The sequence below is a fragment of the Sphingomonadaceae bacterium OTU29LAMAA1 genome (assembly GCA_024072375.1).
In the GTDB taxonomy this organism is placed as follows: domain Bacteria; phylum Pseudomonadota; class Alphaproteobacteria; order Sphingomonadales; family Sphingomonadaceae; genus Sphingomonas.
This window is the reverse complement of record CP099617.1, coordinates 1,087,232-1,107,674: the sequence shown is the minus strand read 5'-3', so window position 1 is coordinate 1,107,674 and position 20,443 is coordinate 1,087,232. Positions and strand designations below refer to the sequence as shown.

Annotated in this window: 20 protein-coding genes and 2 tRNA genes; 15 read left to right on the top strand and 7 right to left on the bottom strand. The window is 64.5% G+C overall.

From position 1 onward, the window contains the following. Window positions 1-32 precede the first annotated feature (32 nt). The 4 genes from NF699_05640 to NF699_05625 are packed head-to-tail and all read left to right on the top strand — an operon-like array spanning window position 33 to window position 2,825. Window positions 33-329 (top strand): AbrB/MazE/SpoVT family DNA-binding domain-containing protein, encoded by a 297-nt coding sequence (locus tag NF699_05640; protein USU06152.1) that lies wholly within the window; start codon window positions 33-35, stop codon window positions 327-329. A gap of 2 nt (window positions 330-331) precedes the next feature. Then, window positions 332-736, top strand: a complete 405-nt coding sequence (locus NF699_05635) for a type II toxin-antitoxin system VapC family toxin (GenBank protein ID USU06151.1) — start codon at window positions 332-334, stop codon at window positions 734-736. Continuing rightward, window positions 733-2,202, top strand: coding sequence for an Asp-tRNA(Asn)/Glu-tRNA(Gln) amidotransferase subunit GatB (gene gatB / locus NF699_05630; GenBank protein USU06150.1), 1,470 nt, complete (start codon window positions 733-735; stop codon window positions 2,200-2,202). The genes NF699_05635 and gatB overlap by 4 nt, the downstream gene beginning before the upstream one ends. Then, entirely contained in the window at window positions 2,202-2,825 is a 624-nt protein-coding gene (locus NF699_05625) for a peptidylprolyl isomerase (protein ID USU06149.1), read from the top strand. The genes gatB and NF699_05625 overlap by 1 nt, the downstream gene beginning before the upstream one ends. Before the next feature lie 118 nt (window positions 2,826-2,943). On the opposite strand, the gene NF699_05620 is transcribed toward NF699_05625, so the two are convergent. Together NF699_05620 and NF699_05615 are read right to left on the bottom strand one after the other, a co-directional pair. Further along, complete coding sequence (locus NF699_05620; GenBank protein USU06148.1) at window positions 2,944-3,180, bottom strand: hypothetical protein; 237 nt, start codon at window positions 3,178-3,180, stop codon at window positions 2,944-2,946. 2 nt (window positions 3,181-3,182) lie between these two features. Next, window positions 3,183-3,344 (bottom strand): hypothetical protein, encoded by a 162-nt coding sequence (locus NF699_05615; protein ID USU06147.1) that lies wholly within the window; start codon window positions 3,342-3,344, stop codon window positions 3,183-3,185. A gap of 142 nt (window positions 3,345-3,486) precedes the next feature. Here NF699_05615 and NF699_05610 point away from each other — a divergent pair. The 6 genes from NF699_05610 (at window position 3,487) to NF699_05585 (ending at window position 9,591) form a co-directional block, all read left to right on the top strand. Further along, window positions 3,487-3,571: transfer RNA gene (locus NF699_05610), tRNA-Leu, on the top strand. 71 nt (window positions 3,572-3,642) lie between these two features. Next, the gene (gene tig, locus NF699_05605) at window positions 3,643-5,310 is read left to right on the top strand and encodes a trigger factor (protein USU06146.1); all 1,668 of its coding nucleotides are present in this window, start codon (window positions 3,643-3,645) and stop codon (window positions 5,308-5,310) included. A 441-nt stretch (window positions 5,311-5,751) separates the two neighbouring features. Beyond that, entirely contained in the window at window positions 5,752-6,684 is a 933-nt protein-coding gene (locus NF699_05600) for a glycosyltransferase family 2 protein (GenBank protein USU06145.1), read from the top strand. Window positions 6,685-6,739: 55 nt separating this feature from the next. Beyond that, entirely contained in the window at window positions 6,740-7,429 is a 690-nt protein-coding gene (locus NF699_05595; protein USU06144.1) for an ATP-dependent Clp protease proteolytic subunit, read from the top strand. 120 nt (window positions 7,430-7,549) lie between these two features. Further along, window positions 7,550-8,821 carry an ATP-dependent Clp protease ATP-binding subunit ClpX gene (clpX, locus tag NF699_05590; protein USU06143.1) on the top strand — a complete coding sequence of 424 codons (1,272 nt, stop codon included), beginning with the start codon at window positions 7,550-7,552 and terminating at the stop codon, window positions 8,819-8,821. 233 nt (window positions 8,822-9,054) lie between these two features. After that, window positions 9,055-9,591 (top strand): hypothetical protein, encoded by a 537-nt coding sequence (locus NF699_05585; protein ID USU06142.1) that lies wholly within the window; start codon window positions 9,055-9,057, stop codon window positions 9,589-9,591. Between the two features lie 45 nt (window positions 9,592-9,636). On the opposite strand, the gene NF699_05580 is transcribed toward NF699_05585, so the two are convergent. Continuing rightward, window positions 9,637-10,497: a manganese catalase family protein gene (locus NF699_05580; GenBank protein USU06141.1), complete on the bottom strand. Its 861-nt coding sequence runs from the start codon at window positions 10,495-10,497 to the stop codon at window positions 9,637-9,639. Window positions 10,498-10,791: 294 nt separating this feature from the next. Between NF699_05580 and NF699_05575 the strand changes: the two genes are divergently transcribed. Beyond that, the gene (locus NF699_05575; protein USU06140.1) at window positions 10,792-11,859 is read left to right on the top strand and encodes an ionic transporter y4hA; all 1,068 of its coding nucleotides are present in this window, start codon (window positions 10,792-10,794) and stop codon (window positions 11,857-11,859) included. Window positions 11,860-11,990: 131 nt separating this feature from the next. Here NF699_05575 and NF699_05570 read toward each other — a convergent pair whose 3' ends face one another. From NF699_05570 to NF699_05555, 4 genes are all read right to left on the bottom strand, one after another. Beyond that, window positions 11,991-12,584 (bottom strand): isoprenylcysteine carboxylmethyltransferase family protein, encoded by a 594-nt coding sequence (locus NF699_05570; protein USU06139.1) that lies wholly within the window; start codon window positions 12,582-12,584, stop codon window positions 11,991-11,993. Then, window positions 12,581-12,862 (bottom strand): hypothetical protein, encoded by a 282-nt coding sequence (locus NF699_05565; protein USU06138.1) that lies wholly within the window; start codon window positions 12,860-12,862, stop codon window positions 12,581-12,583. The genes NF699_05570 and NF699_05565 overlap by 4 nt, the downstream gene beginning before the upstream one ends. After that, a complete protein-coding gene (locus NF699_05560) occupies window positions 12,820-14,541 on the bottom strand; it encodes a M1 family metallopeptidase (GenBank protein USU06137.1) in 1,722 nt (573 codons plus the stop codon). Before NF699_05560 ends, NF699_05565 begins: the two co-directional genes overlap by 43 nt. A 113-nt stretch (window positions 14,542-14,654) precedes the next feature. Then, window positions 14,655-16,400, bottom strand: a complete 1,746-nt coding sequence (locus NF699_05555) for a M1 family metallopeptidase (protein USU06136.1) — start codon at window positions 16,398-16,400, stop codon at window positions 14,655-14,657. A gap of 150 nt (window positions 16,401-16,550) precedes the next feature. Here NF699_05555 and lon point away from each other — a divergent pair, with 150 nt between their 5' ends. From lon to NF699_05535, 4 genes are all read left to right on the top strand, one after another. Next, a complete protein-coding gene (lon, locus tag NF699_05550) occupies window positions 16,551-18,944 on the top strand; it encodes an endopeptidase La (protein USU06135.1) in 2,394 nt (797 codons plus the stop codon). Between the two features lie 154 nt (window positions 18,945-19,098). After that, window positions 19,099-19,371: an HU family DNA-binding protein gene (locus NF699_05545; GenBank protein USU06134.1), complete on the top strand. Its 273-nt coding sequence runs from the start codon at window positions 19,099-19,101 to the stop codon at window positions 19,369-19,371. Between the two features lie 88 nt (window positions 19,372-19,459). After that, window positions 19,460-19,534: transfer RNA gene (locus NF699_05540), tRNA-Val, on the top strand. Window positions 19,535-19,778: 244 nt separating this feature from the next. Continuing rightward, on the top strand, window positions 19,779-20,111 hold the full coding sequence (locus NF699_05535) for a hypothetical protein (protein ID USU06133.1): 333 nt from the start codon (window positions 19,779-19,781) through the stop codon (window positions 20,109-20,111). Window positions 20,112-20,443: the final 332 nt, after the last annotated feature.

Below are 20,443 nucleotides of genomic sequence, written 5' to 3'. Positions count from 1 at the left end.
CGGTGTTACCGAGGTAACACCGGAGACGTACGATGAACGCACCGCTCGACAAACGCACCACGACGAACATGACGAGCAAGGGTCAGGTGCTGATCCCCAAGGACGTGCGCGATGCGATCGGCCTGGTGCCTGGCCGTCCCGTCGACGTCGGGGTCAACGATCGCGGCGAGGCGGTGGTCGTGCCGGGGCGTCGCTGGCCGGATGAGTCCCCTGAAGAGCGCAAGGCGCGACTCGACGGCTTCTTCGCCCGCATGAGCAAACGTCCGCATTTCACGCGGTCGGGTGCGGACATCGTGCAGGACTTGCGCGGTGACGAACCGCTGCCGTGATCTTGCTCGATACCAACATCATCGCCGACCTCTTGAGCAATTCCGGCAGCGCCGAATCCAAATGGTCGCGCCGCAGTTACGATCTAGCCGAACGCTCCGACGTGCTGGTTTGCAACCATATTGTTCTGGCGGAGGTCGCAGCCGGATCGGATCTGCCCGATGATCTCCTTGATGATCTCGACCGTCTGCACGTCGACGTGCTGCCCCTGACGGTCGAGGCCGCACTCGCCGGTGGCCGGGCGTTCGGCGATTATCGTCGACGCGGCGGCAAGCGGGAGCGCGTGCTGCCGGATTTCCTCATTGCCGGTCACGCCGAAGCGCTCGGCGCCGTGCTGATGACCCGCGATTGCCGCATGGCCCGCTATTTCCCCGACCTCACCCTAATCACGCCAGAGACTCATCCATGACCGACACCAGCTATCGCATCCAGGGCGCCACCGGCGAGTGGGAGGTCGTGATCGGGTTGGAGGTCCACGCCCAGGTCACCTCGAACGCCAAATTGTTCTCGGGCGCGGCGACCGAATTCGGCGCGGAGCCGAATACGCAGGTCAGCCTCGTCGACGCGGCCATGCCGGGCATGCTGCCGGTGCCGAACATGGAATGCATCCGTCAGGCGGTGCGTACCGGCATGGCGATCGATGCGCAGATCAACCGCTGGTCGCGTTTCGATCGCAAGAACTACTTCTACGCCGATCTGCCGCAGGGCTATCAGATCAGCCAGTTGTACCATCCGCTGGTCGGTGAGGGGACGGTCGAGATCAGCCCGGACGACAAGAACCCCGATGCGACCAAGGTGATCGGCGTCGAGCGCATCCACGTCGAACAGGACGCGGGCAAGCTGATGCACGACCAGCATCCGACTCGCTCCTACGTCGACCTCAACCGCTCGGGCGTCGCGCTGATGGAGATCGTCAGCCGGCCCGACATGCGCTCGCCCGCGGAAGCGGGGGCTTACCTGCGCAAGCTGCGCGCGATCCTGCGCTATGTCGGGTCGTGCGATGGCAACATGGAAGAGGGCTCGATGCGCGCCGACGTCAACGTCAGCGTGCGCAAGCCCGGCGACGAGCTCGGCACGCGGACCGAGACGAAGAACGTCAACTCGGTCCGCTTCGTGATGGCGGCGATCGAGTACGAGGCGAAGCGGCAGGTCGAGGTGCTGGAGGACGGCGGCCGCATCGTTCAGGAAACGCGGCTGTTCAACGTCGAGAGCGGCACGACGCGGTCGATGCGGTCGAAGGAAGATGCGCACGACTACCGCTACTTCCCCGACCCCGACCTGCTGCCGCTGGAGCTGGAGGAGGATTTCCTCGCCGATTGTCGCGCGTCGCTGCCCGAGCTGCCCGACGCCAAGCGCAAGCGGTATGAGGCGCTCGGCATCTCCGCCTATCAGGCGAACGTGCTGACCGCGGAGGTCGAGGCGGCGCGCTGGTTCGATACCCTGCTGGAGGCGGGCGCGAAGCCGGTCGCGGCGGCGAACTGGACGACGTCGGAGCTGTTCGGGGCGCTCAACCGCACCGGGCGCGATATCGCGACGTCACCGGTGTCGCCGACGCAGGCGGCTGAGTTGCTCGCGCTGGTCGCGGACGGCACACTCTCGGGCAGCCTCGCCAAGCAGGTGTTCGAGGTGATGCTGGAAACCGGCGACGCACCGGCCAAGATCGTCGAGGATCGCGGCCTGAAGCAGACCAGCGACACCGGCGTGATCGAGGCGGTGATCGCCGAGGTGATTGCGAAGAACCCCAACCAGCTCGCGCAATATCGCGGCGGCAAGGAAACGCTGTTCGGCTTCTTCGTCGGCCAGACGATGAAGGCGATGGGCGGCAAGGCCAATCCGGCAGTGGTCAACGAACTGCTGAAGAAGGCGCTCGGCTGATGCTGCGGCGGTCGGTCGTGCTGGGTCTGGCGCTGCTCGCCGGTGCCGTATCGGCGCAGCAGGCGCCGTTACCCGCGCCGCCACCTGCGCCGCTCCCGCGGGTGGCGCTGGAGACGACTGCCGGCCGCATCGTGATCGAGGCGGACACCGTGCGCGCACCGATCACCGCGGCCAATTTCCTCAAATACGTCGATCGCAAGCGGTTGGACGGCGTCGTCTTCTACCGCACCGTAAAGGTCGCCGACCGGTTCGGCTTCGTGCAGTTCGGCACCAACGGCGACCCGAAGCGGGCGCTGCCGCCGATCAAGCACGAACCGACGACGCAGACCAGGCTCCATCATACCGACGGCACGATTTCGGTGGCGCGCTTCGCGCCGGGAACGGCGACCGGGGATTTCACCATCAGCGTCGGCGACCAGAGCGCCTCGCTCGATGCCGACCCGGGCAAGCCGGGCGACAACCTGGGCTATGCCGCGTTCGGGCGGGTGGTCGAGGGAATGGACCGGATCGTAACGATCATGGACGCCCCGGTGTCGCCGACCGCAACGGTGCGCGGGTCCTTCAAGGGCGAAGTGCCGGTAACGGCAGTGAAGGTGTTATCCGCAAGGCGGATCGGGGCGTAGGTCCATCCCGGCCAATGCCGGGACAAAGGATTTCCATCGCCGGATGTGGCGGGCCGACACGACGGAAACAAAAAAAGGCGGCCCCCGCAAGGACCGCCTCTCCAATTCCGACGCCAACCTATTGCTGCGTCAGATCCTGGTTCTTCACCACGCCGCCGGTGCCGCTGTTGCCGTCGAACTCACCCGTGTCGGTAAAGCGCACCGGCTCGTCCCCGCCTTCGCCACGCGCGACCGCGTCGGATCGGGCCTCGACCGCCTGCTGGATATCCGGGCGAGGATCGTCACGCTCGCCATCGGGATTGCTGTCCGGCGCATCCTCAGGCAGCGCGTCGACGTTCGGATCGGGATCGGCCATCGTCAGATCTCCGCCGGCTGAGACGTGCCGGGATCGCCCGCAGGCATACCGGGCGAGGGGATGTCGATATCCGGGCCGGGCGTCGTCACCTCGGGCGGCGGGCCGTCGGGCTGAACCGGCTGCGGATCGGGGGCGGGCATTTCCTGCGGGGGTTGCGTGGCCATGTCGGTCTCTCCTTCAGCCACCCCAACGCTCCGAAATCGCGCAAGTTGCCTCTTCGCTTGCCCCCGGACGTCACGCTGGTATAGACGCGCGCCCAAGGGAATGCGCGACGGATGTCGGGTAATCCTACGGCAGGTCCTTCGTGCGGGCGTGGCGGAATTGGTAGACGCAGCAGGTTTAGGTCCTGCCATCGCAAGATGTGGGGGTTCGAGTCCCTTCGCCCGCACCAGTCCCGCCGCTGCTATGCGGGGCGACAGCCACAAGAATTTGTTCGAGATTTCTCAAGATTGAAGGCCGGATATGCAGACTGTCGAGACGTTGAACGAGGGCCTGAAGCGCGCCTACACGCTGACCATCACCGCCAGGGATATCGACGCCAAGGTCGATGCCGAAGTGAAGCGCGTCGCGCCGCAGGTGAAGATGCCCGGTTTCCGCCCCGGCAAGGTGCCTGCGAACCTGGTGCGCAAGATGCACGGTGAATCGCTCGCCGCCGACGCGCTCAACACCGCGATCCAGCAGGGCGTGCAGCAACTGCTCGCCGACAACGCCCTGCGTCCCGCGATGCAGCCCTCGGTCGCGCTGAACGACGATTATGCACCCGGCAAGGACGCCGAGGTCACCGTCGAGATGGAAGTGCTGCCGACCGTGCCGGCCCCCGCGATCGACGCGCTGAAGCTGGAACGTCTGACCGTGCCCGTCGCCGACGAACTGATCGACGAACAGCTCCAGAAGTTCGCCGACCAGTCGAAGAAGTGGGACGACGCGGACGACAAGGCCGCCGAGATGGGCAACCTCGTCACCGTCGATTTCGTCGGCAAGACCGCCGATGGCGTCGCATTCGAAGGCGGCACCGGCACCGACATGGGCGTCGAGCTCGGTTCGGGTCGCCTTATCCCGGGCTTCGAGGAGCAGCTCGTCGGCGTCAAGCTGGGCGAAGAGAAGACGCTCAACGTCACCTTCCCGGAGGATTACGGCGCCAAGGAACTCGCCGGCCAGCCCGCGACGTTCGACATCACCGTCAAGAAGATCCAGGTCGCCGGCGAAAGCGCGATCGACGAGGATCTGGCGAAGAACCTCGGCCTCGAAAGCCTCGAACAGCTCCGCGGCCTGATCAAGGGTCAGATCGAGCAGGAGCATAACGGCCTGACGCGCACCCATATGAAGCGCAAGCTGCTCGACCAGCTCGCCGAGGGTCACGATTTCGAAGTGCCGCCGTCGATGGTGGAAGCCGAGTTCGCGCAGATCTGGCAGCAGCTGGAGCATGAGGCGACGCACGAGGAAGACCCCGCCGCGGCCCTCGCCGAGATGGAGTCCGAGCGCGACGACTACCGCAAGATTGCCGAGCGCCGCGTGCGCCTGGGCCTGCTGCTGTCCGAGATCGGCCAGGCGAACGGCGTCGAGGTGTCCCAGCAGGAAATGAACCGCCTGATCGCGCAGGCCGCGCAGCAGTATCGCGGCGAGGACCAGCAGCGCTTCATCCAGTACGTCCAGCAGGAGCCGATGGCGGCCGCCCAGCTGCGTGCGCCGCTGTACGAGGACAAGGTCGTCGACTTCCTGTTCGAGAAGGCGGACGTGACCGATCGCGAAGCGACCCGCGAGGAGCTGGAAGCCGCGATCGAAAGCGAGGACGGTTTCGCGACCGGCACGCACAGCCACGACCACGACAACCACAAGCCGAAGGGCAAGAAGAAGGCCGACGCCGCTGAGGGCGAGGCCAAGCCGAAGAAGGCCGCAGCCAAGAAGCCGGTCGCCAAGGACGACAATGCCGGCGTCGAGGCCGAGGAAGCGCCTGCCGGCGAAGAGGCCCCCGCCAAGAAGCCGCGTGCCAAGAAGGCCGCTGCTCCGGTCGAAGCCGAGACGGCGGTAACGGAATCGTCGCCGGTCGCGGCCGAGGCAGCCGAGGGCACGGAAGCCGCCGATGCGCCCGCGAAGAAGCCACGCGCCAAGAAGGCGAAGAGCGAGGCGTAACGGCTGGGGAGGGCGCTGCTCTCCCCACGATCCTCGTCACCCCGGACTCGTTCCGGGGTACACGGTGCGGCGACCGGAATCGCTAGAGGCTCTTTGGTATCCTGCGCGGATGAGCGGACCCCGGAACAAGGGTTGATGTCGGGTATTGGGGGTAACTCCCCGATACCGTCATCCCGGCGAACGCCGGGACCCATGGCTGCCAGAACGCCGCTGTTGCGCGTCATCGTCAGCCGAGCGCCTCCATGGGTCCCGGCGTTCGCCGGGATGACGGAAGTGGTGGGCGCGCACCGCTCCACCTAGCTTCGTCATTCCCGCGCGGGCGGGAATCCATACGGGCAAGCCCCTCGATTATCCTGTAGGATACGGCCAATAAACCCCCGCCCGCGAGGGGACAACGACCACCGAGGGGCAGGGGCCTTCTCGCATCAACAGGGGGCCAGAATGACGCAGCCGACCATCGCCGTCCTGCTACCCTGCTATAACGAAGCCGCTGCGATTGCGCAGACCGTCGCGGGCTTCCGCGCCGCGCTCCCCGACGCCACGATCTACGTCTACGACAACAACTCGACCGACGACACGATCGCCGTCGCACGAGCCGCCGGCGCGATCGTGCGCACCGAGCGCATCCAGGGTAAGGGCAACGTCGTCCGCCGAATGTTCGCCGATGTCGACGCCGACGTCTATGTCATGGCCGACGGCGACGCGACCTATGACGCCGCCTCCGCCCCCGCCCTCGTCGCGCGCCTGTTGGGCGAGCAATGCGACATGATCGTCGGCAGCCGGATCAGCCAGGTGCAGGAAAGCTATCGCCGCGGCCATCGCTTCGGCAATGCGGTGCTGACCGGCATGCTCGCGCGGCTGTTCGGGCGCAGCTTCACCGACATCCTGTCGGGCTATCGCGTCTTCTCGCGCCGCTTCGTCAAGAGTTTCCCGTCGCTGTCGTCCGGATTCGAGATCGAGACCGAGATCAGCGTCCACGCGCTCGAACTGAAGATGCCGTGCGCCGAGATCGAGACGCCATATTACGCCCGCCCCGAGGGGTCGGCATCGAAGCTCAGCACCTATGGCGACGGGTTTCGCATCCTGTCGACCATCCTGACCCTCTATCGCATCGAACGGCCGCTGCTGTTCTTCGGCGCGATCGGGGCGTTGTTCGCGGCGCTGGGGGTGGTGCTCGGCGTACCGTTGGCGCTCACCTATATGCAGACGCATCTCGTGCCGCGTTTCCCGACCGCGATCCTCATCACCGGGCTGATGATCATCGCCGCCCTGTGCGTGTTCGCGGGGCTGATCCTCGACACCGTGGTGCGGGGCCGGCGCGAAGTGCGGCGGCTGGCCTATCTGGCACATCCCGCACCCTCTGCCGGGGGTTGAACTCCCCTGCCGGAGCGCCGATGTTGGCGGCTCTGAGGGCATAAGAGAGACACCCATGCACAATCCGTTCGAGACCGGCGATTTCATAAACCCGATCGCCCACGCCGGGCTCGGCCTGCAGCAGACGCAGGCAGGTCTGGTTCCGATCGTGATCGAACAGTCGAATCGCGGCGAGCGTTCCTTCGACATTTTCAGCCGCCTGCTGCGCGAGCGCATCATCTTCGTCACCGGCGGCGTCGAGGATGGCATGGCCAGCCTGATCACCGCGCAGTTGCTCTTCCTCGAGTCCGAGAACCCGAAGAAGGACATCTTCATGTACATCAACTCGCCGGGCGGTGTCGTCACGGCGGGCATGGCGATCCACGACACGATGCAATACATCCGGCCGCGCGTCGGCACGGTCTGCATCGGTCAGGCGGCATCGATGGGCAGCTTCCTGCTCGCCAGCGGTGAACCGGGCATGCGCGTCGCGCTCACCAACGCGCGGATCATGATCCACCAGCCGTCCGGCGGCGCGCAGGGCATGGCGTCCGACATCGAAATCCAGGCACGCGAAATCCTTCGTATCCGCAAGCGGATGAACGAGCTGTATTCGCAATATACCGGCCAGCCGATCGAGGAGATCGAGCGCCGGATGGACCGCGATACGTTCCTGGAAGCGAACGAAGCTAAGGACTTCGGTCTGGTCGACGAGGTGTTCGACAAGCGCCCGGCACCGACCGAGGAAGCCGCGAAGGCGGCGTAAGGGCGCGGATACGCGGCGGATCGTTCCATTAGGGACGTTTCGGCGTTGTGGTTTGCGTAACGGCCGGGCTACCATGCCCGGCCTCACCAGCGGGTCCGATCCCGCGACAAGGAAGTGTGAATGACGAAATTGAGCGGTGGCGACTCGAAGAGCACCCTCTACTGCTCGTTCTGCGGCAAGTCGCAGCACGAGGTCCGCAAGCTCATCGCGGGCCCGACCGTGTTCATCTGCGACGAGTGCGTCGAGCTGTGCAACGACATCATCCGTGAAGAGACGAAGTCGGCTCTGGTGTCGAAGAAGGACGGCGGCGTGCCCACTCCGCAGGAGATCTGCGACGTCCTCGACGATTACGTCATCGGTCAGAAGCGCGCCAAGCGGGTCCTGTCGGTTGCGGTGCACAACCATTACAAGCGGTTGAACCACGGTGCCAAGGGTGCCGACGTCGAACTGTCGAAGTCGAACATCCTGCTCGTCGGCCCGACCGGCTGCGGCAAGACGCTGCTCGCGCAGACGCTGGCCCGCATCCTCGACGTGCCGTTCACGATGGCCGACGCGACGACGCTGACTGAAGCCGGTTACGTCGGCGAGGATGTCGAGAACATCATCCTCAAGCTGCTCCAGGCGTCGGACTATAACGTCGAGCGGGCGCAGCGCGGCATCGTCTACATCGACGAGATCGATAAGATCAGCCGCAAGGCGGAAAACCCGTCGATCACGCGCGACGTGTCGGGCGAAGGCGTCCAGCAGGCGCTGCTCAAGCTGATGGAGGGCACCACCGCGAGCGTCCCGCCGCAGGGTGGCCGCAAGCATCCGCAGCAGGAATTCCTGCAGGTGGACACGACGAACATCCTGTTCATCTGCGGCGGTGCCTTCTCGGGTCTCGAAAAGATCATCGGCGACCGTTTGCAGGGCAAGTCGATCGGCTTCGGTGCCTATGTCGCCGCTCCCGAAGAGCGTCGCACGGGCGAGATGCTGCGCCAGACCGAGCCGGAGGATCTGCTGAAGTTCGGCCTGATCCCCGAATTCGTCGGCCGTCTGCCGGTGATCGCGACGCTGGAAGACCTCGACATCGACGCGCTCGTCAAGATCCTCAAGGAGCCGAAGAACGCGCTGGTGAAGCAGTACCAGAAGCTGTTCGAGATGGAGTCGGTCGACCTGGGCTTCACCGACGAGGCGCTGGTCGCGGTCGCCAAGAAGGGCATCGAGCGCAAGACGGGCGCGCGCGGCCTGCGGTCGATCCTCGAGGCGATCCTGCTCGACACGATGTTCGACCTGCCCGGCATGGACGGCGTCGACGAGGTCATGATCGACAAGGACGTGATCGAGGGCCGCAAGGAACCGATCCGCGTCTATGCCGAAAAGAAGAAGGACGGGGCCGGCGCTGCCGCCTGATCCTGCCGCTTCGGAACGAGGAAAGGGCGTCGCGCAAGCGGCGCCCTTTCTGTTTTCGGACATCGCCTGAACCTGACCGCTTCACTCTTCGTACGTCATCCCGGCGTTCGCCGGGATGACGGAAGGGAGGGGTGCCAGCACCGCAAGTACCGGCATCCCGCTCGTCATCTCCCCTCCTCATCCGGCGTTAACGCGGCATCGTTCATGACGGCGCACCAATCGACAGGACAACGATGGCAGCGACACGGATCGAATCCGCACCGACATTCAGTTCAGGCTGGCGCAGGGGCAGGGGGCCGCTGGCGGTACTGCCGCCGTTGCTGTTCCACGATCGACGGCCGTGGCTGGCGATCCTGATCGGATGGGTGCTGACGATCGTCGGCAGCATGCTGATCAGCTACGTGGTCGCCTATCTCGTGCCGAACAATCCCGGGCCCGATCTCGGCGATGCGTCCGCCCCGGTGAAGCTGTTCCTCATCGCCGGATTCAGCCCGGTGGTCGAAACGCTGATCATGGCCGGCATCCTCGCCGTGCTGTTGCGGTTCCTTGCGGGATGGCAGGCGGTGATCGCCAGTGCCGCGATCTGGGGCGTATTGCACAGCCTCGCCTCGCCATTGTGGGGCGCCGTGATCTGGTGGCCGTTCCTGATCTTCTCGACGTTGTACGTGACGTGGCGACCGCACGGATTCTGGAAGGCGGTCGGGATCGTCGCCGCGGTGCACGTTCTTCAGAACCTGTTCCCGGCGATCCTGATCGTCATGGGGCATTGAGCAAGGACGAACCGGCGACGCGGGCGCCGCCGGTTCGTCGCTGCATCAGGGCTTGCCGATCTGGTCGGCCTGCGCGCCGCTGTCGGGCCGGGCGGGGCCGAGGATGGGTTCCTCGCCCAGCGGTTCGTTGCGGAAGGTCGTGAATTCGCCCTTGCCGTCGATGGACGGGCCGCTGGTCCACCGGCCTTCGGGCGCGGTGCCGTCGATCGAGGTGACGTAGAAGTTGTAGTTGTTCTGCTGGTCCTCCTCGCTCTGCGGGAAGCTGTTGGGGATCGGCACCTGCGCCGCCGCACCGCCCAGCTCCTCCACCACGGCCAGCCACTGGTTCTGGTGCATCGTGTCGCGCGCGATCATATAATGCAGCATCTTCTTCATGCCGTCGTCGTGCGCGGCGTTGAACAACCGTACGGCCAGCACGCGGCCGGTGCTTTCGGCGGCGACGTTGGCATACATGTCGGCTGCGATGTTACCGCTGGCGTAGATGTGGCTCATGTCGAAGGGTACGCCGTCGGAATCGACCGGCATCGCGGACAGGCCGGACGACAGCAGGTTCTTGTGGATGATCCCCTCGATCGCGTGGCGGGGACGTTCGCCGCCCATCACCGCGCCGACGATGCCGTCCGCCGCACCCTGTTCCTGAAGCGAGGCGGGGGCCTTGTCGAGGTTGAGCGCCACCGCGGTCGCCAGCATCTCGATGTGGCCGATCTCTTCGGTGGCGGTATTGAGCAGCATGTCGCGATATTTCGTCGTCGGCGCGCGATTCCCCCACGCCTGGAAAAAATACTGCATACAAACCCGTATCTCCCCCTCCACACCGCCGATCGCCTGTTGCAGCATGCGCGCGAATTGCGGATCCGGCTTTTCGATGGTGACGGGGTACTGCAGTCGCTTGTCGTGATAATACATGACGGGCGTCTCCTGTATGATCGTGAGGATCGACACCGGCAGTGTGCCGACCCATGCTAACTGTTCAGGCGACAAAGGGTTTGTTGCGAATGGATAACAAATGCGAGTAATCGTAATAACTTACATCACGAACCTGCCGCAGGATCGGTGACGTGACCATTTCGAAAGGTAAATCGCACCCATCAACGTCCGGCGGTTACGGAGCTTTCATTCACGCAAAGCATTAGCCTTGCGTAACGATGGGAAGACCTTTGCGTGGCGGCTGCGACGAACGATGCGAACCCGACAGGCTGGATGGGGCTTCCGCCTTGGGCGATCCTGTTTCCCGCGGTAGGCATTCCGGCGGTGCTGCTATCGATTTACGGCATGGGGACCGCCGGCACAGGTGTCGCGGCGATCATCCTGATCGGTTCGGTCGTCGCCGCGGTCCATCATGCTGAGGTCGTCGCCCACCGCGTCGGTGAACCGTTCGGTACGCTGGTGCTGGCGGTCGCTGTGACGGTGATCGAGGTGTCGCTGATTGTGTCTTTGATGCTGTCGGGGTCGGGTGATGTCGCCGCGCTGGCCCGTGATACGGTATTCGCCGCAATAATGATCATCCTCAACTTCATCATCGGCATCTGCCTGCTGACCGGCGGGCTGAAGCATGGCGAGCAACGTTTCACGTTGCGCGGGATCAGCGCCGCGCTGGCGACGCTTGCGGCGCTGGTGGTGTTGTCACTGATCCTGCCGAACTACACGACCAGCGCCGCGGGGCCGACCTACGCGCCATCGCAGCTGATCTTCGTCGCGATCGTCAGCCTGGTCCTATATGGCACATTCGTGTTGGTGCAGACGGTACGCCACCGCGATTACTTCCTGCCGGCCGGCGATATCGAGCCAGAGGCGCATGCGCCGCCGCCGACCGACCGGACGGCATGGGTCGCGTTCGGCATTCTGTTGGTCGCGCTGGTCGTCGTTGTGATGCTGGCCAAGGGGCTGTCGTCGCAGGTCGAGGATGCGATCTACGCCGCGGGACTACCGCACGCGATCGTCGGCGTCGTCATTGCCGCGCTGGTACTTGCGCCGGAAAGCCTCGCCGCGGTCAATGCGGCGCGGCGCGACCGGTTGCAAACGAGCCTCAATCTAGCGCTGGGATCTGCGCTGGCGACGATCGGCCTGACGATTCCTGCGGTCGCGATTGTCAGCCTGATGCTCGGCTTGCCACTGGCCCTTGGCATCGGGGCGAAGGGGATGACGTTGCTGGCGCTGTCGTTGTTCGTGACGACCATTTCGCTCGGTACCGGGCGAACGACGGTATTGCAGGGCGTCGTTCACCTCGTGATCTTCGCTGCCTATCTATTCACGACAGTGATTCCCTGAGCGTTCGGCCGGCGCGGGCTTTCCCGGCCGATCCGGCGTTCGGCTGCGCCTGACCCAAACGCGTGGTGCGGGCGGGAACACTGCGGCCGCCCGCGCTTCTCTTCGATGCTGCGGCCGCCGGACTGCATGCGTCACAAAAAGCCGGGGATGAACCGCTTCACCCGCGTAGCATAGGCGACATAGTGGGCGCCAAACGTTGTGTGGAGCAGCCGTTCCTCGCTGCGGATCCGTAGCCACGTTCCCAGAGCGTAGACGGGCAGCACTATCCCCAGCCGCGCCGGATGCCCCAGCGCCACCGCAATCGCGATCACCACCATGCCGAGCGCGGTGTAAATCGGATGACGGACCCATGCGAACGGCCCGTGTGTAACCAGTCGATGATCCTGCCGCATCCGGGCAATCAGGCTCCAGTCGTCGCCCAATGCCACTGTCGACCAGACGAATAGGGCAAGCGCGCCGCCTGTCAGTATCGCGGTGACCGCGGCGGCAATTAGCGCGGGTGCTCCCAGCGGATCGAGCTTAACGCTGGCACCGCTGCCGGTGACGGCGACGAACGCGAGCGCCTGCACCGCAATGCCGATCATCGATGGCAGGTCGCGCCCGGCGTCGCGCCTCGGGTCGCGATCGGAACGTCGTTGCCAGCGCACCGCGACCAGCGCGACCGCGAACAGGAGCAACCCGGTCGCGAGCACGGCCAGACCCGGCAGGCCCGCCGCGCAAGTCATCGTGGACGCTGCATGCCGGCGAGCCACAGTCCGGCGGTGATCTGTGCCACTGCGTAGAGCCTGCGCCGGCCCGGCCGATCAACGAACGGCACGACCGCCTTCTCCGCACCCAGCGCGTCGTCTTTCCACAGGTCGACATGCCGCCGTGGCTGAATAAGCCCGACCAGACCGTCGCCGACCATGAAGATTGCCGCCATCTCGGCGATCCGTCCGGTCCAATCGGTGCCCGACGCGCTCATTGTGCGCTGGCTCGTCTGGCGGCCTGTGCGGCCCGCCATGCCTGCGTTTCCTCGACCGCGACGTTGCGACGCAGAATCTTGGCATCCGGATCGACGATGAAATGGGTGCCCGTCGGGACCGTTAGCGTGCCGTGGCCCTTGATCATCGGCAATAGCTGCGTCCGGCCTGCGACCTGCACCTCCACCGGCATGGGGAAGGCACCGCCGCCGGGCACATTCCACGCGAGGGTCACCGTGTTGCCTATGCGGCTCGCAAGCAGTTCGGGCAGCGCCGCCTGCCGCAGATATACGTCGAAGAACCACCCATAATCCTTGCCGGTTACCTGCCGCACGAAGGCTTCGTATTCGGCACTCGAACCGAACCGCGGAACGAAATTGCCTGGACGCGGATCGGCTCGGCCGTAGACCGCGAGCGTCGTCACCTTCCAGAAGGCGTCGTCGCCGATCAGGTTGCGCAGGGTGTGCAGCATCCACGATCCCTTGACGTAGATGTCTTGCCCGGCGCCGCCCTTCTCCGCTTCATAGACCTCTTCCTCGGTGATGACGCGGCCCTGCACGATTGGTTTAAGGTTCATGATCGTGGCGCGCTGGCTCTGCATCATCGTTGCATAGCGGGCGCGGCCCTCGCGCCATTCGCCATAAGCGGGCTGCATGTAGCTGCCATAGCCCTCGTGCAGCCAGTAATCGTCCCAGTTCGCTGCGGTCAGCTGGTTAGCGAACCATTCGTGGGTGAATTCGTGCTGGAACAGCCAGTCGAACCCCTCGACCGCCTTGGCATATTCGTTACCGTAGGCGTTGATCGTCTGGTGTTCCATGCCCTTGTGCGGCGTTTCCACCACACCAACCTTCTCGTCGCCGAAGGGATAGGGGCCGACCTTCGCCTCGAAGAAGTCGAGTGTGGGCGCGAATTCGGCGAACAGCTTCTCCGCTTGCTCCCGTTCGCCAGGTAAATACCAGTAATACATTGGAATGCTGTTGCCGAAGCGACTTTTGTAGATACCGCTGATCTCTTCATACGGGCCTACGTTGAGTGCGATGGCATATGTGTTGGGATTGCGCGTGCGCCAGTTCCAGCGCGTGCGACCGTCCGGCAACGTGTCGATGCCTACCAGCTTGCCGTTCGAGGGAGCCTTCAACCCTTTGGGCACGGTGATGTGCAGGTCCACAACGCCGGGCTCGCCGGTCGGGAAGTCGAGGCACGGCCAGAACAGGTCGCAGCCATAGCCCTCTGCAGTGGTGGCGAACCATGTCTTGCCATCGGGCGTCTTCGACCAGACCATGCCGTCGTCCCACGGTGCGCGGACCGCGACGTGCGGAGTGCCGCCATAGGTGATGCGTGCGGTGACCTTACCGCCGGTGGCTATGGTGCGGGGCAGCCGGATGGTGAGTCGCCCTTCGGGATTGGACCAAGCCGCCGGTTTTAGCGCGACGCCATCGATCGCGATGGCGGCGACGGGTAGGTTTTTGTCAATATCTATCAGCAGGCGGTCGACCGCGCTTTTCGCAGTGAAGCTGAGGGTGGCGACGCCGTTGAGCGTCTCGGTGTCCGGCAGCACCTCGAAGCTGAGATCGGCGCTGTCGAAGCGGAGCGCGAGCTGTTCTGCCGGGCGGATACCACCCGACGTCTTGGTTAGTTCAGTGATCGCGGGTTCGCCCTTCTTTGGAAGGGGCGTCGCGGCGAGTAGGGCGAGGGCCGGTAAAGTCAGGAATAATCGCATAGTCTTCTTCCTAGGTCCCCGTTGCTTTAGCGGGGGAGGGAGGGAGACCACCACGGAGCGGCGGTGGAGGGGACTTTCTTGCAAGCCACGCCATTCGCGGCTTACCTCGCTCGTCACGGCTTTGCCGTGCCACTTCCCCCTTGCAGAGGAGGATTTGGCCTCTTCTCTTTCCCTTGGGCTGTTTTCCACGCCTGGAACGCATCCACTGCGTCATCCTGTTTCAGGATACGCGACATGGGATCGACGACGACATGTGCCCCTTCGGCAACGGTAATCGTCGCCAACCCACTCGTCATCGGCACCTTCTGAACCACGTCGTTGATCGCGACTTCGACTGGCAGCGGGAAGGGCTTGCCGTTGGGGGCGGTCCATTTGAGCGTCAGTTGCGTCGCGTTGCGGTTGACCGTCAGCTTGGGCAGCGCCGTCTGATACAGGTAGACGTCGAAGAACCACTGCCAGTCCTGCCCCGTCACCTGATTGACTATGGCGATGAACTCCGGCGTTGTGCGGAATTGCGGCATGAAATTGCCCGGCGCTGGATCGGGGCGGCCATAGACTTCGCGGCGCAGAATTTCGGCGAACGCCTTGTCGCCCAATGCATTGCGTAGCGTGTGCAACGTCCACGATCCCTTGGTGTAAATATCGCCGCCGCGCCCGGGGGAGCGTTCGTAAACGTCCTCGGCGCTCTGCGGCTTGCCGGTGACCAGGGGCGACTGGTTCTGGATGCCCGTCCGGCTCGCCAGCATCATCGCGGTGTAGCGGCCGTCGCCCTCGCGCCAGCGGCCATACAGCGGCTGCATATAAGCGGTGAAGCCTTCGTGCAGCCAGAAATCGTCCCAGTTGCTGGCCGTGAGCTGGTTGGCGAACCATTCATGGCCGAATTCGTGCTGGAACAGCCAGTCGAAGCCTTCCGGCGCCTTGGCATATTCGTTGCCATAGGCGTTGATCGTCTGGTGCTCCATGCCCTTGTGCGGGGTTTCGACCACGCCGACCTTCTCGTCCGCCCACGGATAGGGGCCGACGACGCTTTCGTAGAAATCGAGCGTCGGCGCGAATTCGGCGAACAGCTTTTCCGCCTTCTCCTTCTCGCCGGGCAGATACCAGTAGAACATCGGAATTTCGTTGCCGAACCTGCTCTTGTAGGTGCCGCTGATCTCCTCGTACGGGCCGACGTTAAGCGCAATGCCATACAAGTTGGGGCGCTTGACCTCCCAATTCCACGTGCTGCGTCCGTCGTCGAAGCGGTCCACCCCAAGCAATTTGCCGTTCGACGGCGCCTTAAGCCCCGCGGGAACGGTGATGTGCAGCGTGATCTTCTCGGGCTCGTAAGTCGGATAGTCGATGCACGGCCAGATCAGGTCGCATCCCTCCATCTGTACCGCCGTCGCGACCCAGGGCTGGCCATCGGGTGTCTTCGACCAGACGAAGCCGCCGTCCCATGGCGCGCGTGGGGCGGTGTGTGGGCGGCCGCCGTAAACTATTTTTACCGAGAGCTTGCTGTCCTTCGCCACCTTCTTCGCCAGCGTGATCGTCATCCGGCCTTCGGGATTGGCGAAGCCCACGTCGACGCCGTCGACCTGCACCGAGGTCACGGTGTAGTTCCTGTCGAGATCGACGACGATCTTGTTGGTCTTTTCGAGCGCGGTGAAGGCCAGCGTCGCGGTGCCGTTGATCACCTCGCGCACCGGATCGACCTCGATCTGCAGATCCGCGGTGTCGAGCGTCAGCTTCTTTTGCAGCGGGTCGAGCGGCCCGCCGGACAGCGACGTCTGCGGGGTGATCGGCGGCTGGCCCTTCTCCGCGGCGATCCCCGCCGTCGATAGCAGCAGCAAGGCAGCGAAGGGCAGGCGAAGCGACATCGTATACTCCCGGTTGGACGTTAACGGTTTCGACTCTCTCATCCCCGATGACAAGTCCTGCCGCGCCTGCCTCGCGACGATTGATGGATGCGGACCGATCCCCATATAGTGCATCAAAGCCGCCCCGTTCGAAGCGGCACCGGAGTATCCATGACCACATTCCCCGTTCTGCCGTTGCGCGATATCGTCGTCTTCCCGCACATGATCGTGCCGTTGTTCGTCGGACGCGACAAATCGGTCGCCGCGCTGGAAGCGGCGATGGGCGCCGACAAGGAGATATTCCTCGTCGCGCAGCTCGACCCGGCCGAGGACGATCCCGGCCGCGAGGATTTGTACGAGGTCGGCGTCACCGCCACCGTGCTGCAATTGCTGAAGCTGCCCGACGGCACGGTCCGCGTGCTGGTCGAGGGCAAGGCGCGCGGCCGGCTGGGCGAGCTGTCGGAGGCCGACAATTACCTGCAATCCACCGTCGATATGTTCGAGGAGCAGGAGGCCGAGGGTATCGAGGTCGAGGCGCTGATGCGTTCGGCGGTCGAGCAGTTCGAAACCTATGCCAAGCTGAACAAGAAGCTGCCGTCGGAGACGGCGCAGCAACTTGCCGAGATCGAGAAGGCCTCGAAGCTCGCCGATGCGATCATGGCGAACGTACAGGTCAAGGTCGCCGACAAGCAGGCGCTGCTGGTCGAGCCCGATCCGGTCAAGCGGCTGGAAATGGCGTATGCGCTGATGGAAGGCGAACTCGGTGTCCTGCACGTCGAGAAGAAGATCAAGAGCCGCGTCAAACGCCAGATGGAGAAGACGCAGCGCGAATATTACCTCAACGAACAGCTGAAGGCGATCCAGCGCGAACTCGGCAACAGCGACGACGAGAGCGACGGCGACGAGATCGCCGAGCTGACGCAGAAGATCGCGACGCTAAAGCTGTCGAAGGAGGCGCGCACCAAGGCGACGTCGGAGCTGAAGAAGCTGAAGACGATGGCGCCGATGAGCGCCGAGGCGACGGTGGTGCGCAACTACCTCGACGTGCTGCTCGGCCTGCCATGGGGCAAGAAGTCCAAGATCAAGAAGGACATCGCCGCCGCACAGGCGGTGCTGGACGAGGATCATTACGCGCTTGAGAAGGTGAAGGACCGGATCGTCGAATATCTCGGCGTGCAGGCGCGCACCAACAAGCTGAAGGGTCCGATCCTGTGCCTCGTCGGCCCTCCCGGCGTCGGCAAGACCTCGCTCGGCAAGTCGATCGCCAAGGCGACGGGGCGCGAGTTCATCCGCCAGTCGCTGGGCGGCGTGCGGGACGAAGCCGAGATTCGCGGCCATCGCCGCACGTATATCGGCTCGCTGCCGGGCAAGATCGTGACCAACCTGAAGAAGGCCGGCACGTCCAACCCGCTGTTCCTGCTCGACGAGATCGACAAGCTGGGCCAGGATTTCCGCGGCGATCCGGCATCGGCGCTGCTCGAAGTGCTCGACCCGGAACAGAACGGCAAGTTCAACGATCATTACCTCGAGATCGACATCGACCTCAGCGACGTGATGTTCGTCTGCACCGCGAACACGCTCAACCTGCCGCAGCCGCTGCTCGACCGGATGGAGATCATCCGGCTGGAGGGCTATACCGAGGACGAGAAGGTCGAGATCGCCAAGGGCCATCTGATCGAGAAGCAGATCGAGGCGCACGGGCTGAAGGCGGGCGAGTTCACGCTCACCGACGAGGGCCTGCGTGCGCTGATCCAGATGTATACGCGCGAGGCCGGCGTGCGTACGCTGGAGCGCGAGATCGCGCGGCTGGCGCGCAAGGCATTGCGCCAGATCCTCGAAGGCAAGACGACCAGCGTCACGATCACGCCCGAAAACCTGCATGAATTCGCCGGCGTGCAGAAGTACCGCCACGGTCTGGGCGAGACCGAGCATCAGATCGGCGCGGTCACCGGCCTCGCCTGGACCGAGGTCGGCGGCGAATTGCTGACGATCGAGAGTGTGACCGTGCCGGGCAAGGGCGGGATCAAGACCACCGGCAAGCTCGGCGACGTGATGAAGGAATCGGTGCAGGCCGCCTTCAGCTTCGTGCAGGCGCGCAGCCCCAGTTATGGCATCAAGCCGTCGCTGTTCCACCGTAAGGACATACACATCCATCTGCCCGAGGGTGCGGTGCCCAAGGATGGTCCGTCGGCCGGCATCGGCCTGGTCGTGTCTATCGTCTCGACGCTGACCGGCGTGTCGGTGAAGAAGGACGTGGCGATGACCGGCGAGGTGACGCTGCGTGGCCGCGTGCTGCCGATCGGCGGACTCAAGGAAAAGCTGCTGGCGGCGTTGCGCGGCGGCATCACCACGGTGCTGATCCCGCAGGAGAACGAGAAGGACCTCGCCGACATCCCGCAGAACATCAAGGACGGGCTGACCATCGTACCGGTGAGCCATGTCGACGAGGTGCTGAAGCTCGCGCTGACCGAGCCGCTGGAGGCGATCGACTGGACCGATGCCGACGAACTCGCGGCGCTGCCGCCATCGGGGGTTGCGCCTGTGGGCGGCGAACTGCATCACTGAGGAAGGCCGTTTGGGGCCGCGTGTTAACGATTTGGAACCGCCGTGCCTGCGATGGCGCGGCGGTTGCCATTGACTCCGCCGGTCAGGACAGCCTTACTCGCTGTTATGGCTTGGTAACGATTCTTCCGAAGTATACGAAGGGGGCAGTATTTCCATGAACAAGCAAGAGCTGATCGCGACGGTCGCGGACACCTCGGGTCTCGCCAAGGGCGATGCCATCAAGGCGGTAGAGGCGGTGTTCGACGCTATCTCGGCCAGCCTGAAGAAGGGTGACGAAGTCCGGCTGGTCGGGTTCGGCACCTTTTCGGTGTCCAAGCGCAAGGCATCCACCGGCCGCAACCCGCGCACGGGCGAACCGATGACGATCAAGGCATCGTCGCAGCCGAAGTTCAAGGCCGGCAAGGGCCTGAAGGATTCGGTCAACTAAACCCGACAATCCGGGCTGGACAGGCGAAGCGGTGCCCCGTAAAGGCCCGCTTCCCGACGGCATCTCCAGCAATGGAGCCGAGGATCGGGGGCGCGTAGCTCAGCGGTAGAGCACACCCTTCACACGGGTGGGGTCACAGGTTCAATCCCTGTCGCGCCCACCATGACAGCCCGCCAGGTCGCATGACCGGCGGGCTTTCTGGTTTCCGGAGCGAATGTGCCTTGTTCGTGCCCGGGGAAGGCGGCGGCCCGGTTCCACCGACGATGAATCCGCGGCGCGTCACCGATCGCATTCCCGTGCGTAAACGGTCATTGCCCGTTCATGTCCGCTTTCGTCGTTTCGCAGCGGGAACAATCCGTGTTGACCGGGATTAAGCCTTTCACATGCAGTGAAAAGGGAGAGTGACCATGGTGGAATATACGACCGATAGCGCCGGCAACCGCGTCGTCGTCGAGCGTCGCGGCGGCGCGGGCCGTGTGATCGGCATCGTCGCGCTGGTAGCCGCGGTGATCGTGGCACTGTTGTTCTTCACCGGTTTCTGGAGCGCGGACGTCAAGAAGGGCGCATTGCCCGACGTCGACATCAGCGCGAAGGGCGGCGCCCTGCCGGATGTCGACCTCGATTCGAAGAAGGTCGTCGTCGGCACCAAGGAAACCACCGTCGAGGTGCCCAAGGTGAAGACGGAGAAGGAGACCGTATCGGTCCCCGTCGTCGGCGTGGCGGACAACGGCGAGAAGTAATCCCCGGATTTCGGGTCGATGGGATAGGGGCGTCCTTCGCGAGAAGGGCGCCCCTTTCTTTATGCCTTGCTCGTTCGGCGCACGCAGACGGCCGGGGCAGCCGGGATTGGCGGCGTGTTTCCGCGAGCCTCCCGGTTCGACGCTTGCCTCCCCCTCCGTCACGGCTTCGCCGCGCCACCTCCCCCTTGCGGGGGAGGAATGGGATGGCGCTCGTCTTGTGACGTTTCTTGTTGGTCCCCCGTCGCTTTAGCGGGGAGGGCGCGCGCCGCGGCCGTCGGGGCGGGGGCGTCGGGGCGGGGGCGTCGGGGCAGGTCGTTTGGTTCGACGCTTGC